General features: G+C 73.5%; 12 protein-coding genes. 8 read left to right on the top strand and 4 right to left on the bottom strand.

Going from position 1 to position 13,212, the window contains the following annotated elements; all coding sequences use genetic code 11:
* Positions 1 to 58: 58 nt before the first annotated feature.
* On the bottom strand, positions 59 to 748 hold the full coding sequence (locus AB0946_RS23095) for a transglycosylase SLT domain-containing protein (RefSeq protein ID WP_366762518.1): 690 nt from the start codon (positions 746 to 748) through the stop codon (positions 59 to 61).
* A 304-nt stretch (positions 749 to 1,052) separates the two neighbouring features.
* On the opposite strand from AB0946_RS23095, the gene AB0946_RS23090 reads away from it, so the two are divergent.
* The gene (locus tag AB0946_RS23090; RefSeq protein ID WP_366762517.1) at positions 1,053 to 2,054 is read left to right on the top strand and encodes a methyltransferase domain-containing protein; all 1,002 of its coding nucleotides are present in this window, start codon (positions 1,053 to 1,055) and stop codon (positions 2,052 to 2,054) included.
* On the opposite strand, the gene AB0946_RS23085 is transcribed toward AB0946_RS23090, so the two are convergent.
* On the bottom strand, positions 2,055 to 2,525 hold the full coding sequence (locus tag AB0946_RS23085; RefSeq protein ID WP_366762516.1) for an SsgA family sporulation/cell division regulator: 471 nt from the start codon (positions 2,523 to 2,525) through the stop codon (positions 2,055 to 2,057). It abuts the gene before it with no gap.
* A 318-nt stretch (positions 2,526 to 2,843) separates the two neighbouring features.
* Here AB0946_RS23085 and AB0946_RS23080 point away from each other — a divergent pair, with 318 nt between their 5' ends.
* Positions 2,844 to 3,665 carry an alpha/beta hydrolase gene (locus AB0946_RS23080; protein WP_366762515.1) on the top strand — a complete coding sequence of 274 codons (822 nt, stop codon included), beginning with the start codon at positions 2,844 to 2,846 and terminating at the stop codon, positions 3,663 to 3,665.
* A 53-nt stretch (positions 3,666 to 3,718) separates the two neighbouring features.
* Here AB0946_RS23080 and AB0946_RS23075 read toward each other — a convergent pair whose 3' ends face one another.
* Positions 3,719 to 6,466, bottom strand: coding sequence for an AAA family ATPase (locus tag AB0946_RS23075; RefSeq protein ID WP_366762566.1), 2,748 nt, complete (start codon positions 6,464 to 6,466; stop codon positions 3,719 to 3,721).
* A gap of 542 nt (positions 6,467 to 7,008) precedes the next feature.
* Between AB0946_RS23075 and AB0946_RS23070 the strand changes: the two genes are divergently transcribed.
* On the top strand, positions 7,009 to 7,374 hold the full coding sequence (locus tag AB0946_RS23070) for a WhiB family transcriptional regulator (RefSeq protein WP_366762565.1): 366 nt from the start codon (positions 7,009 to 7,011) through the stop codon (positions 7,372 to 7,374).
* Between the two features lie 13 nt (positions 7,375 to 7,387).
* On the opposite strand, the gene AB0946_RS23065 is transcribed toward AB0946_RS23070, so the two are convergent.
* The gene (locus AB0946_RS23065; protein WP_366762514.1) at positions 7,388 to 7,969 is read right to left on the bottom strand and encodes a helix-turn-helix domain-containing protein; all 582 of its coding nucleotides are present in this window, start codon (positions 7,967 to 7,969) and stop codon (positions 7,388 to 7,390) included.
* Between the two features lie 169 nt (positions 7,970 to 8,138).
* On the opposite strand from AB0946_RS23065, the gene AB0946_RS23060 reads away from it, so the two are divergent.
* The 5 genes from AB0946_RS23060 (at position 8,139) to AB0946_RS23040 (ending at position 12,980) form a co-directional block, all read left to right on the top strand.
* Entirely contained in the window at positions 8,139 to 9,341 is a 1,203-nt protein-coding gene (locus AB0946_RS23060) for an acyl-CoA dehydrogenase family protein (protein ID WP_366762513.1), read from the top strand.
* 88 nt (positions 9,342 to 9,429) lie between these two features.
* Positions 9,430 to 9,945: a flavin reductase family protein gene (locus AB0946_RS23055; RefSeq protein ID WP_366762512.1), complete on the top strand. Its 516-nt coding sequence runs from the start codon at positions 9,430 to 9,432 to the stop codon at positions 9,943 to 9,945.
* A 265-nt stretch (positions 9,946 to 10,210) separates the two neighbouring features.
* Entirely contained in the window at positions 10,211 to 11,185 is a 975-nt protein-coding gene (locus AB0946_RS23050) for an NAD(P)-dependent oxidoreductase (protein ID WP_366762511.1), read from the top strand.
* 5 nt (positions 11,186 to 11,190) lie between these two features.
* The gene (locus AB0946_RS23045) at positions 11,191 to 12,147 is read left to right on the top strand and encodes a hypothetical protein (RefSeq protein WP_366762510.1); all 957 of its coding nucleotides are present in this window, start codon (positions 11,191 to 11,193) and stop codon (positions 12,145 to 12,147) included.
* Entirely contained in the window at positions 12,144 to 12,980 is an 837-nt protein-coding gene (locus tag AB0946_RS23040; RefSeq protein ID WP_366762509.1) for a prephenate dehydratase, read from the top strand. The genes AB0946_RS23045 and AB0946_RS23040 overlap by 4 nt, the downstream gene beginning before the upstream one ends.
* Positions 12,981 to 13,212 lie beyond the last annotated feature (232 nt).

Below are 13,212 nucleotides of genomic sequence, written 5' to 3'. Positions count from 1 at the left end.
TTCACGTGCGTCCGGGAGGCCGCCGCCCGCAGGTGCCGTCCCGCTCGGCCGACGGGCCTCAGTACCAGTGGTTGGCCTGCCAGAACGTCCAGGCCTGGCAGGGGCTGCCGTAGACGCTGTTCATGTAGTTCAGGCCCCACCTGATCTGGGTGGCCGGGTTGGTCTGCCAGTCGGCGCCGACGGAGGACATCTTGGAGCCGGGCAGGGCCTGGAAGAGACCGTAGGCACCGGAGGAGGCGTTCACCGCGCGGTAGTTCCAGCCGGACTCGCGGGTCACGATGTTGCTGAAGCACTGGAACTGGCCGCCGCCCACCATCTGGCGCGCCATCGCCTGGATCTGTGCCACGGTGTAGCTGCTCTGGACCGGGAAGCCGGAGGAGTCGCGGACGTCGGTCCCACGGCTGGCCGCGGTCTTCGCCTCGGCGCGCTCCTTGGCCTCCTTCTCGGCGAGCTCCTTCTTGGCGATCGCCGTCTCGGCGGCGGCCTTGCGGGCCGCTTCCTCGGCGTCCTTCCTGGCGCTCACGTCCGCGGCGATGGCCTGCGCGTCGGCCTGCTGCGTCAGGGACGCGGTCTGCACCTGCGCCTGCTGACCCGCGGGTATGTCCACGAGGAGCGTCGCGTCCGCTGCCGTCGCCCCGGCGTCGTTGGTCTGCGCGGTGCTGCCCGAGGCGATGCCGACGACGCTTCCGACAGCGGTGACCGTGGTGGCCGTGGCCACCGCCAATCCCCGGACCGAGATCGTGCTCACGCGTGTTCCTTCCGGTTCGTCCGTGACGCCGAGCCGCCGCGCACGCACATGGCTCGTCTGGCGCATGCGGCAGCGAAGCACTCTGCCGTGCCCGGGCGCGCGGCGCAACGGCCGGTGAGGAAGGTGTGGGTGGTCACACAGCATGCCGATCGCGCGGACCTCACGGAAGCCGGGCGGGTCGGCTTCCCGGGACGGAACGAAGCACACTCGGCGCTGTTCCGTGCGTGTTTCCGTGTGTGGCAGCATGTGTGTGTCCCAGCATGAAGAGACATGTGTCGTAGAACAGCGCTCTCCGGAGGCTTCCGTGTCCGCATCGCCACCGAACACCGGCCCTGCTGCGGGCGGCGCCCTGCCGTTCGGTGAGGACCCGGTGGCCGCCCTGGAGGCGGCCGCATGGGCGATGGCCGCCGTGGTGAGCACCCAGCGGCAGGCGCTGTCGCAGCCCCTGCGGGACGTGCTCGCGAGCGACCCGGGGCGTACGGCGGTCCTGGAGAGCGTCGGTCTGGTCCGCAGGGACGCCGACGGTTTCACCGTCCACCCCTCGCTCCTCCAGGCGGACGCCCTGACCGCACGCAGCGCGGTGGAGGCGAAGCTCAGCTCGCTGCGTCAGGCCGTCTCCGCCGCCGCCTCGGACGCGGAGGGCTCCGCGGGACCCGGATGGGGCGCCCAGGACGACGAGGTGCTCCTCGGCCAGGGGCGGGCTTCCGCCGCGACCGGCCGTGCGCTCGCCGGGAAGGTCGTGCCGGAGCTGCCGGGGTGCGCCGAACGGCTTCAGGCGGAGGGCAGCCGCATCCTCGACGTGGGCACCGGTGTCGGCGCGCTGGCCGTGGTGCTGGCCGCCGGCTTCCCCGCGGCCCGGGTGGAGGGCATCGACGTACTGGAGCGGGCCCTGGAGCTGGCGGGAGCGGAACTCGCCGCGGCGGATCCGGCCGTCGCCGCCCGGGTCCGCCTGCGCCGTCAGGACGCGGCGGAGCTGTCGGAGAAGGAGCGCTACGAACTGGTCTGGCTGCCCGCGCCCTTCCTCTCGGAGGAGGCGCTGCGGGCCGCTCTCCCGCGCCTGGCCGCGGCTCTGGTGCCGGGCGCGTGGCTGGTGGCGGGGACCAACCCCGCCGCCGAGGACGCGCTGCGCCGCTCGGTCGGCCGGTGGACCGCGACGCGTGGCGGCGGAAACTCCTTCGACACGGCGCGCATGAGTGACGAGCTCGTCGCCCTCGGGCTGGAGGAGCCGAGGACGTTCCCCACGGTTCCGGGCGGCCCCGTCCTCGTCGCCGCCCGACGTCCCGCGGGCCGGGAGCGTCCCGCGTGATCAGTCGGACGCGGCCTCCCGGCCGTCGAGCAGGTCCGCGGCGGTCGTGTCCCAGTCCATCCCGGCCAGCTCGTGACCGGCGGGAACGAGCTCGTAGGTGTGCTCCAGCCACTCAGCGAGCGGTGGCACCGGCAGTTCGAACAGCGCGGCCATGTCACCGGAGGCGAGCTGGAGCCGCGCCGTGGCCCGTTCCTCCAGGTGCGTCGGCCAGACCTGTACGTCACCGAAGCCGCTCATCGAGTACAGCCCCTGGTGGAGGAGGTCGCGGCCGATCCGCCACAGGACGCGCGGGCCGCCTGCGATGAGGAACTCCACGCACACGATCAAGGGGCGCTCCGGATCGTAGCTGAACTCGGCCCTGATCGCCTGCCGGGCGGAGACGTCCAGCACGCGTTCGATGTCCAAGCTCAGCCGAGGACGACCGTGCGATGCCGTTCGGCTGGCCTGTACACCTGGCTGGTAGCCGCTCATGACGGGTGGATCCTTCCCTGGGGCGGAGGCTGGCCCCACCCACTCTCGCCGTCGCGGGACCGCCGTACATAAGTAACTTGACCGTCGAACACGCATTGCAGTGACGGTGAACGCCGTGACGGCCGCCCGCCAGGCGGACCGCTCTCCGTCTCCGGGCGTCCTGTCCGGGGATCGGGTTGAGGGGCCGGTCCGGGCCCGCGTGCCACGGCCGCGAACATTAAGTCATTCGACTGTCGCCCTTGATCCGTGCCTGAACGATGCTGAAACGGTCGCCGGTGTTCCGGTGCCGGATGGTCGTCATGCTCGGAGGAGCCAGCCGTGGAACGTACTCCCGTCGTCTTCATCCATGGCGCGTGGCTGCACGCGCTCTCCTGGGAGTCGTGGGCGGAACGCTTCGCCAGCCGGGGTTTCCTCGCCCTCGCGCCCGGATGGCCGGGGGAGGCCGCGGCCGCCTCGGACGTGCGCAAGTCCCCGGAACCGCTCGGCGGCATCGGTCTGGACGCGCTGACCGACCACTACGCCGAGATCGTGCGGTCCTTCGAGACCGCGCCGGTGATCGTCGGGCACTCGGTCGGCGGTCTCATCGCGCAGCACCTCATCACCGCCGACGTCGGTCGTGCCGCGGTGGCCATCGCGCCCGCCCCGATCAACGGCGTCCTGATCGACGACGTGCCGCCGCCCGGGGCCGCCGCCCGGCTGTCCTGCTCCGCCGAGCACGATCCCGCCGGGCGGCTGGTGTCCCTGTCGGCGGAGCAGTTCCACCGCGTCTTCGCCAACACGGTGAAGGCGGAGGAGTCCGACCTGCTCTTCGACCGCTACGCGGTGCCGGCGCCGCGGCGCCTGCTCGCCGACATCGGGTGCACGGGTGCGCCCCGCAGCCCGCGCGCCGTGGCGGACGTGGCCAACCCGGAACGCGGCCCGCTGCTGCTGATCTCCGGGCAGGAGGACAGACTCGTACCGGACGCGGCCACCCGCGCGGTGTACAAGCAGTACGGCGACACCACCGCCGTGACCGACCTGAAGCAGTTCGCGGACCGGGGTCACTCGCTGGTCGTCGACGGCGGATGGCGCTTCGTCGCCGATTACGTGCTCGGCTGGCTGGACGGGTACGGCATCCGCGGCCACCCCACGGAGGGCTGACCGCGGCGCCGCCGACGGGCCGTGTCGGTGGGCCACGCGGTCACACCCGGGCCTCACATGTCCTGGCTGTCGGGCATGGTGCCCAGGGCGTCGCGCAGGGCGGCGCGGGAGGTGATGCCGAGTTTGGGGAAGACCCGGTAGAGGTGGGAGCTGACCGTGCGCGGTGACAGGTGCATCCGCTGGCCGATCTCCTTGTTGGTCAGGCCGCCGGCGGCGAGATCGGCGATCCGGCGTTCCTGCCACGTCAGCTCGGCCAGGTGTGCCGGGGAGGCGACGGTGGCCGCACCGGTGGCGCGCAGTTCCGCCCGTGCCCGTTCGGTCCAGGTGGGTGCGCCGAGCCGTTCGAACGTCTCCGCGGCCACGGTCAGCGACACCCGCGCCGCCTTGCGTCCCTGGGTATGGCGGAGGTGGATGCCGTGGGCGAGGCGGATGCGGGCGTGTTCGAAGGGGAAAGTGGCGGCGGCGGGGTGGGTTTCGGCCTGCTGGTAGTGGTGGTCGGCTTCCGTGGGGTCGGTGGTGGTCATGGCGAGGGCGCCGTGGGTGATCAGGGCGAGGCGGGGGGAGATGTCGGGCAGTCGCGCCCGCTGGGCGGCGAGGGCGTGGGCGCGGGCCTGGTCGGTGCGGCCGGTGTGCAGGGCGGCTTCGACCAGGTCCAGGAGGGTGCGGGGGGCTTGGTGGGCGTAGGGGGTGAAGGTGCCGGGGGGCGTGATGCCGATGGCGTGGAGGTAGGCGGCTTCGTAGTCGCCCTCGCTGAGGGCGGCGGTGGTGCCGATGGCGTCGGCGATCTGGGTGAGGAATCCGACGCCGCGGGGGCGGGCCCAGGCGTCGACGGCGGCCTGGAGCTCCCGGGCCCGTTCCCCCTCGCCGCGCATCGCCGCGAGCAGACCGAGGTAGGCCCGTGTGTGATGGGCGAACAGGGCGTGGTGGCGTGATGCCGCCAGTTCCAGGCCGCGCCGGCCGGTGCGTTCGGCCTCGTCCCACTCGCCGACCGCCATCTGGTCGAGCATGATCAGGTGCAGCATGATCATGCCGGACGCCGTGGCCCCCGTCTCCACCTCGCGGTCGACGATGCGCTGGAGGTGCGGCCGGTACCGGCTGAGGGTGTCCACGTGGTACGCGGCGACCGACAGCCGGCTGATGTCCCACGGTTCGAGTGCGCGGAGGTCGGCGAAGGCGCGTTCCACCCGGTCCGCCACCCCGGCACCGCGCCGGACCACGTCCCCCCACGCGTCCTCGTAGACGCGGGAGAGCGGGGACACCAGGTCGCCCAGGGAGCCGAGGAGCGCGTGCGTCCCTTCCCACGACGTCTCGTCGCTGGCGTACTGGTCGATCGCGAGCAGCAGGTTCACCAGCCGGGTGAGCACCTCGTTCGGCTCTGTCACACCGCTGTCCCGGACGCCCTCGATCGCCGCCAGGACCTGGCGGTGCGAGGAGCGGACGTCCCCGTCCTCGTACAGTGCGCCGTAGGCCGACACGACCACCGAGGCCGGAGAGTCGGTCCCACCGGACGCGGTGTCGGAGCCGACCAGCTGCTGGGCCCGGTCCAGCAGACCGGCGTGACCGGCGATGAACGCCGCGCTGCCCAGTCGCCGGGACCGCTCCTCGCGGTCCTCGCTCAGCTCCGCGGCCCGGGTCAGCCAGGCCACGGCGGCCTGGGAGCCGCCGCGCCGGGTCGCGGAGTCGGCCGCCGCCTCCAGCGCGGCCGCCACCTCCTCGTCCGGGTCGACCGTCGAGGCCGCCAGGTGCATGGCACGCCGTTCCACGTCGTCGCGGTGCACGTGCGCGAGCACCGCGTGGGCCGTGCGCCGCTCGTTGGGGGTCGCCGTCTGGACGACCGTCGAGCGCACCAGGGGGTGCCGGAAGACGAACTCGCCGCTGAGCGGGTCGATGTCCAGCAGTCCGCAGGCCGCGGCCTCGTCGGCGTCCCTCATGCGGTAGCGCGTCCTGCGCGTACGGCCCGCGGCCGTGCCCGCTCCCACGCCGTCCAGGGCGCCGCGCAGCAGTTCCGCGCGTACGGCGTCGCCGAGGGCCTGGATGCGGGCGCCGTAGACGTGCCGCAGGCGCAGGGGCAACGGGACGCCGCTGTACCCGACCGTCTCGTCCCGGTCGCCCGCCGTCCGGCCACTGCGTAGCAGGTGGGGCGGCAGTTCCAGCAGTGCCAGCGGGTTGCCCAGCGCCTCGTCCAGGACGAGACGGCGGACCCCGGGGTCCAGCCCGGGGTGGTGCAGGTCCAGGAGCTGCTCGGAGGCCTTCTCGGACAGGGTGGTCACCGGCAGTTGCGGCAGCGCGGCCGTGTCGAAGCCCGAGGGCACGTCGGAGCGCAGGCCGACGGCGAGCTTCACCGAGCTGCCGGTGAGCCGCCGCCCGACGAACCCGCACACCTCGGTGCTGGAGGTGTCGAGCCACTGGCCGTCGTCGAGCACCAGGAGGAGGGGTTCCTGTGACGCCGCGAGGGAGAGCAGGTCGAGGACGGCGATGCCGAGGGTCATGACCGAGGGGGGCGGGCCCTCGCTCCGGCCGAAGACGACATCGAAGACCCCTCGGTGGCTGTCGTCCAGCCGGTCCAGGTGGGGGAGCAGCGGGTAGAGGAACTGGTGCAGGCCGGCGAACGGCAGTTCCGACTCGGCCTCGACCCCGGTCGCCCTGATCACCCGGTGCCGCTCGCCGGCGGCGAGGTCGGCGACGTGGTCCAGCAGGGCGCTCTTGCCGACGCCCGTGTCGCCGCGCAGGACGAGAGCCTGGCCCCCCGGGGCCGTCACGAAGCCGGACAGCACCTCCTGCTCGTGTTCGCGGCCGACCATCGTCCTGTCGATCGACTCCACCGTCCCCCACTCCCTTCCCCGCTGAACCGGCCCGCCCGACGCTGTCGCGCCCGTGCGCACGGATCGCGCCGGCGCGGGGACGAGGACGTCGTCGCTCTCCCCGTGGCGGCGCTTCTGCCCGTGGCCTCTCCTCGGGGCCCCGGGACCGCGCGTGTGCGTGCTCCGTGCGGCCTCCTGGGCAAGTGATCGTGCTCCACGGCGGGCCCGCCGCCCTGCGAGCCGCCTTGAGTCGAAAGACTAGATGCACCTCATGAAGTTCGTCACCTGGTATGGCCGGAAATGCTCTTGTTGCGCGGTCTTCACCGTGACCCTGACGGCGTCGGACGCGGTGGCGCGCACCCGTACGAGCTGTACCTTGCCATCCGCGGCCGTCCGGGGCCACCGTCCGCGACCACTGGAGACACGTGTCATTGGTGCGCCGACTGGGGAACATGTGGGCTAGTGTCGTCCGTGTCCTTCGATACGTGTGTACGGACGCGGCAGGCGGCCCGGCCGGGCTGCCGCAGGGGAGCGAGGCGGGCATGGACTGGGTCGGCCAAGGGCTGTGCCGGGCGCAGCCCGACCGGATGTTCGCCGAAGGCGCCGCGCAGAACGAGGCCAAGGCCGTCTGCGCCGCCTGCCCGGTGCGGCTGGACTGTCTGGCCTACGCCCTGGACCACCGCGAGCAGTACGGCGTGTGGGGCGCGATGACCGAGCGGGAGCGCCGGGCGCTGCTGCGCCGCCGCCCGGCCGTGGCGTCCTGGGCGGAGATCTTCCGCACGGCTGCCGCACACCCGGACGTGGCGCCGGTCGCCATGCCCCGTGGCGTGACCCCGGGGGCGTCGTACCCGACCGCCCCGGCACGCAGGCGGCGGCCGGGTGCGGCACCGGCGGGGTCCGACCGTTGAGGCCGTGACGGGTTCAGGGCCGTAGCGCCTGAAGGGTCAGTTCGCCGTACCTGCGCCACAGTGCCGGATCCCGCTCCTCGAGACGGACCAGTTGCAGGCACATGCCGCACAGCACCACGCGCAGGTCCAGCGGGACGGCGTCCGGGCGGACCCGGCCGGCGGCCCTGGCCTCCGTCATCAGCGCGGCCAGCCGCTGGAGCAGGGGACCGGTGTACGCCGTCGACCGCCCCTCGGCGAGCACCTCGGACAGCAGACGGTCCCGGGCGAGGTTCTCGAAGAGCAGCAGGACGTAGGTGTCGAAGGCCCGCGCCGGCTCGGCCTCGGCCAGAGCGGGCGCGGTGACCCGCTCCAGCTCCGCCAGCCGGTGTCCCACGACCGCTTCCACCAGGTCTTCCTTCGTCGGGTAGCTGCGGTACACCGTCGCCTTCCCCACGTCGGCGCGCTCGGCGACCTGCGGCACGGTGCCCTGGAGCCCGTGCTCCTCGAAGACCTCCAGTGCGGCGGCGAAGACCCGCTCGTGGTTGCGCCGGGCGTCGGCCCGTCTGCGGGGGGCGTCCAGCCCGTTCTGCTGCGGAGTCGTCTGCACCGGATTCACCCGTTCATTGTGCCTGCCGTGCCTCCTGGGGTGTTTCCCGCCGTGTCTCCCGCCGTGCTTCGTCGCCGGGAGCGCAGGGAGCGCCGGTACAAGTGGACCCTTGAGTCCGGTTATGCTGGCGGTGGCAACCGGACCCGTGAGTCCGAATCCTGCTGTTCCTGGAGTGGTGATGACCGCATCGATCAGCGGCGAGCGCGCCCCGCTCACCGATCCGACCCGCCGGCTCGTGGCGGCGACCCGAGAGATCGCCCCCGTGCTGCGCCGTGCCGCGGACGCGGCCGAGCGCGACAGCCGGCTGACGCCCGAGGCCGAGCGGGCGCTGCGGGAGGCGGGCCTGTTCCGCCTCGGCGTGCCGAAGCGCTGGGGCGGTGAGGAGCTCGCGCCCGCCGACAGCCTGGACGTGACGGCCGAAGTGGCGTCGGCCTGTCCGTCGAGCGCCTGGGTGGTGATGGTCTCGTACGTGGCACAGCAGATCGCCGCCTCCTTCGGACAGCGGGCCTGCCAGGACCTGTGGGGCGACGGCCCCGACGTCGCCATGTGCGGGGTGTTCGCCGGCACGGGTGTCGCCTCCGCGCCCGTCGAGGGCGGACTGCTCGTCTCCGGCTCCTGGGCCTGGGCGTCCGGCAGCCACCAGGCCGACTGGGCCCTGCTCGGCGTCCCGCTGCCCGGGGAGGCGGGTGCCGGGACCGAACGAGGACTGGCTCTCGTGCGGATCTCCGCCCTCGCCATCGAGAAGACCTGGGACATGGCGGGCATGCGCGGCACGGGCAGTGACACCCTGGTCGCCGACGAGGTCTTCGTCCCGTACCACCGCCTCCGGCGCTTCGCCGACGTCCTCCAGGGCCGGGGACTGCCCGAGGAGCCGTTGTACCGGATTCCCCCGGGGTCCATGACGGTCGTCTCCATGGGACCGCTGCTGGGCATCGCGAGGGCGGCCCTCCGGCTCACCCTGGAGACCGTCGGGAGCGGCAAGCCGATGGCCATGTCGCTGCACGCCCGGCTCGCCGACTCGCCGAGCGTGCAGGCGGCGCTCGCCGAGGCGGCCACGCTCGTCGACTCCGCCCACCTGCACCTGAGGCGCTCGGCGGAGTTCATCGCCACGGCGGCGGCCTCCGGGAGCACCCCCACGCTGGTCGAACGGGCGCGGGTGCGGATGGACGCGGGACACGCCTCCACGTGCCTGCGCCAGGCGATGCAGGCCCTGCTGACCGTCAGCGGAGCGGGCAGCTTCTCGCTCACCAGGACCCTCCAGCGGCACTGGCGCGATCTGGAGACCGGGTGCCGGCATCCCACGCTCAACCCCGGGCTCGCCAAGGAGATGTACGGCCGTGCGCTGGTGGGCGACGAGCGCCCGGTCAGCCCCATGGTCTGAGGCACCGCCCGCGGCCCCGTACCCGCTCCCACGCCCGCCGGGCGGGCCCATGGCCGTCGCCCGGCGGGCGAGAAAGAAGAGAAGGCACATGTTCGACCTCAGCGCGCCGGCGGACACCGCGGGCGCCGTGCGCGAGGTGCTCGGGCACTTCGCGACGGGCGTGGCCGTCGTCACGGCCGGCGGGCCGGCCGGCCCGCTCGGCTTCACCTGCCAGTCCTTCGTCTCCCTCTCCCTCGAACCCCTGCTCGTCTCCTTCTCCCCGGCCCGTACCTCGCGGACCTGGCCCCGCATCCGTACGGCCGGCACCTTCGGGGTCAACGTCCTGGCCGCCGGCCAGGCGGACGTCAGCGCCGCGTTCGCCGGCTCCGGGAACGACAGGTTCCGCGGGGTCGGATGGTCGCCGGGCCCGGGCGGCGCACCACGGCTGGACGGCGTGTGCGCGTTCGTCTCGTGCGAGCTGTGGGACGAGTACGAGGCCGGTGACCACACCCTGGTCGTCGGCCGCGTCCTCGCGCTCGGCGCGGATCCCGCACGAGAACCGCTCGTCTTCCACCGCGGCCGCTACCGTGCGCTGGACCCGGAACCGCCGCCCCACCCGCAGTGAGCGGGCCGCATGTCGACACGTGTGCAGACCGGGGAAGCCAGACACACGCCCGGGTGACGAGCCTCACATGAACCCCCACGCATGACACATACGTTCTCACAAGTGAGGAAACGAGTACATGCCGACCGAGGCGGTCCCGGACACCGTCGCCGCGTGGACAGGTTCCGCGGGGACGCGGTCCGGCGCGGACATCCCACCGCCGTACGAACGGCCGCACGTCGGTGCCGCTCCACGCGGCACCTGAGCGGGAAGAAGCTGATGCACGATGAAGGACGGCACGACCGTCTGGCTCCCGTACCACCGCAGCCGGACACCCGGCCTGCCGGACGAGCTCACCTACGCGTACTGGGACGGGTCCGGCCCGTTGCCGGGTGACCCCGCCGAGGTCCGCTTCCTCGTCGGCCCGCCGGTCCCCGGCGCCGAACGCGTGCTGCGCCCCGTCCTGCCGCGGATGCGGAACCTGGAGGTGCTTCAGCTGCTCAGCTCCGGCTACGACCACATGCTGCCGCTGCTGGACGCGATGCCGCCCGGAACCCGGCTGAGCACCGGGCGCGGCGTGCACCGCGAGGCCACCGCCGAACTGGCGGTCACCCTGCTGCTGGCCCTGTCCCGGGGGCTCGACGTGTTCGGCGCCCGCCAGGCCGAGGGGACCTGGCGGCCCGAGTACCGCACCTCGCTGGTCGGCAAGCGCGTCCTGGTCATCGGCTACGGCGCCGTCGGCGCGGCCGTCGCCGCCCGGCTCGGCGCGTTCCGGTGCGAGGCGGTCCTCGTGGCCCGCACGGCGCGCACCACACCGGCCGGACGTGTGCACGGGGCGGCGGAACTGCGCGAACTGCTGCCCACGGCGGACGCGGTGGTGCTGTGCGCGCCGCTGACCGAGCGGACGCGCGGCATGTTCGGCGCGGACGCGCTGGCCCTCCTGAAGGAGGGTGCCCTGCTGGTGAACGTCGCCCGGGGCGAACTGGTGGACACCGGCGCGCTGGTCCAGGCGGTGCGGGCGGGCCGGATCCGGGTCGCGCTCGACGTCACCGATCCGGAGCCGCTGCCGCCCGGCCATCCGCTGTGGCACCTGCCCGGCGTCCTGATCACCCCGCACGTGGCGGCCTTCACCGACGCGTTCCCGGCGATGACCGAGGACTTCCTGCGCCGGCAACTGCGCCGGTACGCACGGGGCGAGGAACTGCACAACGTCGTCCTGACGACGGCGGCCGGCGGTGCCGATGTCGGACAGGCGGCGTGAGGCCCATGACGACGTCCACGCACGGTGACCAGCTGCGGGTGCTCGGACCCGACACCGGCCTCGCGCAGGTGTTCGCGTTCTACGAGGGCCACGCCCACGGCGACCCGTCCGCCGCCTGGGAGGCGTTCACCACCGCCTGGAACTGGGCCGCGCCGCTGGCCACCGCCGTAGCCGGCGCGGACGCCCGGGACATGCCGGTGGCGCTGCCTGCCGCAGGCGGCGGCTTCACCCTGTCCGGACGGTGGCACCTGCCGGCGCACGACGGGACCGGACCCTGGCTCGCGCTGCCCCTCGCCGGCGGCGAACGGCCGTCCCGGCCGGTCATGGACTCGCCCGGCGGCCCGGACCTGTTCGCCGTGCCCTCCGAGGTGCTGCGGGGCGCGGTCCATGCCGTCCCGGGCGAGGCCGCCGGGCCCGGACCGGTGTTCCGGCTGGAGGGCGTGCACGTGCCCACGGGGTTCGCGACGCACGCGGCGGCCACCCCGCTGCGCGCCGCGGACGCGCCGTTCCTGTGGACCGCGGTCGCGGCCCAGGCCCTCGGGGCGGCCCGGCGCATCACCGACGCACTGGCCGCCCCGGCCACGGCGTCCGCCCCCGCCACGGCGTCCGGCGCGGCCCGGGGACCGATGCGGCCCGCCACCGTGGCCGCCGAACTGGCCGCCGTGCTGCACGACGAGCGGCTGAGCCTGGCGGCGGCCCTGCACGGCGCGCCCGCCGCGCGGCTGGGTCTCGTCCCGTCCGCCGAGGAGCGGCTCGCCGCGCGTGTGCGGCGGGCCGGGAACGCCGTCCACCAGGTGGTCGCGTCGGCCCTCGACCAGGCACTGGCGTCGTACGGGTACGCCGGTGAGCACCCCCTGGTGCACCTGGTGGAAGCCGGTGCACCGATACTTCAGCAGGTGCGGTACGCGACGCAGCTTCTGCCGCCCGACGACGGGACCTCCTGGAAAGGTGCAAATCTGTGACGACCGTCACATATCAGGGTGAACCTGGCTCCAACTCCGCGACCGCCGCGCGCGCCCTGTACCCCGGGAGCGCCGAACTGCCCAGCACGAGCTTCGAGCAGGCGCTGGACGCGGTGACACTCGGCACCGCCGACGTCGCCGTGATCCCGGTGGACAACTCCGCGGCGGGACGCGTCGCGGACGTGCACCATCTGCTGCCCGAGTCGGGACTGTTCATCGTGGCGGAGTACTTCCTCGCCATCCGCTTCGACCTGATGGGGGTGCCCGGCGCGACCCTGGACCAGGTGGAGTGCGTACGCAGCCACGTCCACGCCCTGGGACAGTGCCGCAAGCTGCTGCGGGAGGGTGGCTGGCGCACCCTCGTCAGCGACGACACGGCGGGAGCGGCCCGCGAGGTGGCCGAGCTGGGCGACCCGCGGCACGCCGCGCTCGCCCCGCCCGCCGCGGCCGGCCTCCACGGCCTGGAGGTGCTGCGCTCCGGCGTCGAGGACGACCCGGACAACACCACGCGGTTCGTCGTGCTGTCCCGGGACGCGGCCCCGGCCCCCGACACCGGGGAGCCGACGATGACGAGTCTGTTCTTCTCCGTGCGCAACATCCCCAGTGCGCTGTACAAGGCGCTCGGCGGATTCGCCAGCAGTGGCGTGAACCTCACCAAGATCGAGAGCTACCAGATCGGCGCGGGGCTCAACGCCAGCCGCTTCTACGTCGAGATCGAGGGGCACCCCGACGACGAGCGCGTCGCCCTCGCCCTGCACGAGCTGCGGTTCTTCTCCTCCGAGGTGCGCATCCTGGGTGTGTACCCGGCACATCCGCACCGGCTGAAGGGCTGAACCGTCACGGGTGGCGCGCCGGGTACCCGCGCGGCCCGGGCCGGGGTCTTCGCCGCCGTCGCCGGGGCGGCGAAGAACCCCTTCACCAGGACAACGCAGTGGCCGCCCGCGAGGTTCACACGGGCGCGGGCGCCGCACATGTGCCTGCCCGGCGAGAAACATGGGCAGGGGGAAACACGACCCGGCCAGAAACATGGTGGCCCGGTGGCACCCCGGATCCGGCGGCCTTCTA

It is taken from the genome of Streptomyces sp. NPDC046870 (assembly GCF_040704595.1).
Taxonomy (GTDB): domain Bacteria; phylum Actinomycetota; class Actinomycetes; order Streptomycetales; family Streptomycetaceae; genus Streptomyces; species Streptomyces argyrophylli.
Note: the sequence above shows the minus strand (reverse complement) of the source record. Positions and strands in the feature narration are given on the sequence as shown.

Excerpts from the sequence above, each read along its gene's own strand:
- AB0946_RS23085 (WP_366762516.1), bottom strand. The coding sequence starts at position 2,525 with ATGAGCGGCTACCAGCCAGGTGTACAGGCCAGCCGAACGGCATCGCAC.
- AB0946_RS23060 (WP_366762513.1), top strand. The coding sequence starts at position 8,139 with ATGACCGCATCGATCAGCGGCGAGCGCGCCCCGCTCACCGATCCGACC.
- AB0946_RS23075 (WP_366762566.1), bottom strand. The coding sequence starts at position 6,466 with ATGGTCGGCCGCGAACACGAGCAGGAGGTGCTGTCCGGCTTCGTGACG.
- AB0946_RS23045 (WP_366762510.1), top strand. The coding sequence starts at position 11,191 with ATGACGACGTCCACGCACGGTGACCAGCTGCGGGTGCTCGGACCCGAC.
- AB0946_RS23055 (WP_366762512.1), top strand. The coding sequence starts at position 9,430 with ATGTTCGACCTCAGCGCGCCGGCGGACACCGCGGGCGCCGTGCGCGAG.
- AB0946_RS23070 (WP_366762565.1), top strand. The coding sequence starts at position 7,009 with ATGGACTGGGTCGGCCAAGGGCTGTGCCGGGCGCAGCCCGACCGGATG.
- AB0946_RS23050 (WP_366762511.1), top strand. The coding sequence starts at position 10,211 with ATGAAGGACGGCACGACCGTCTGGCTCCCGTACCACCGCAGCCGGACA.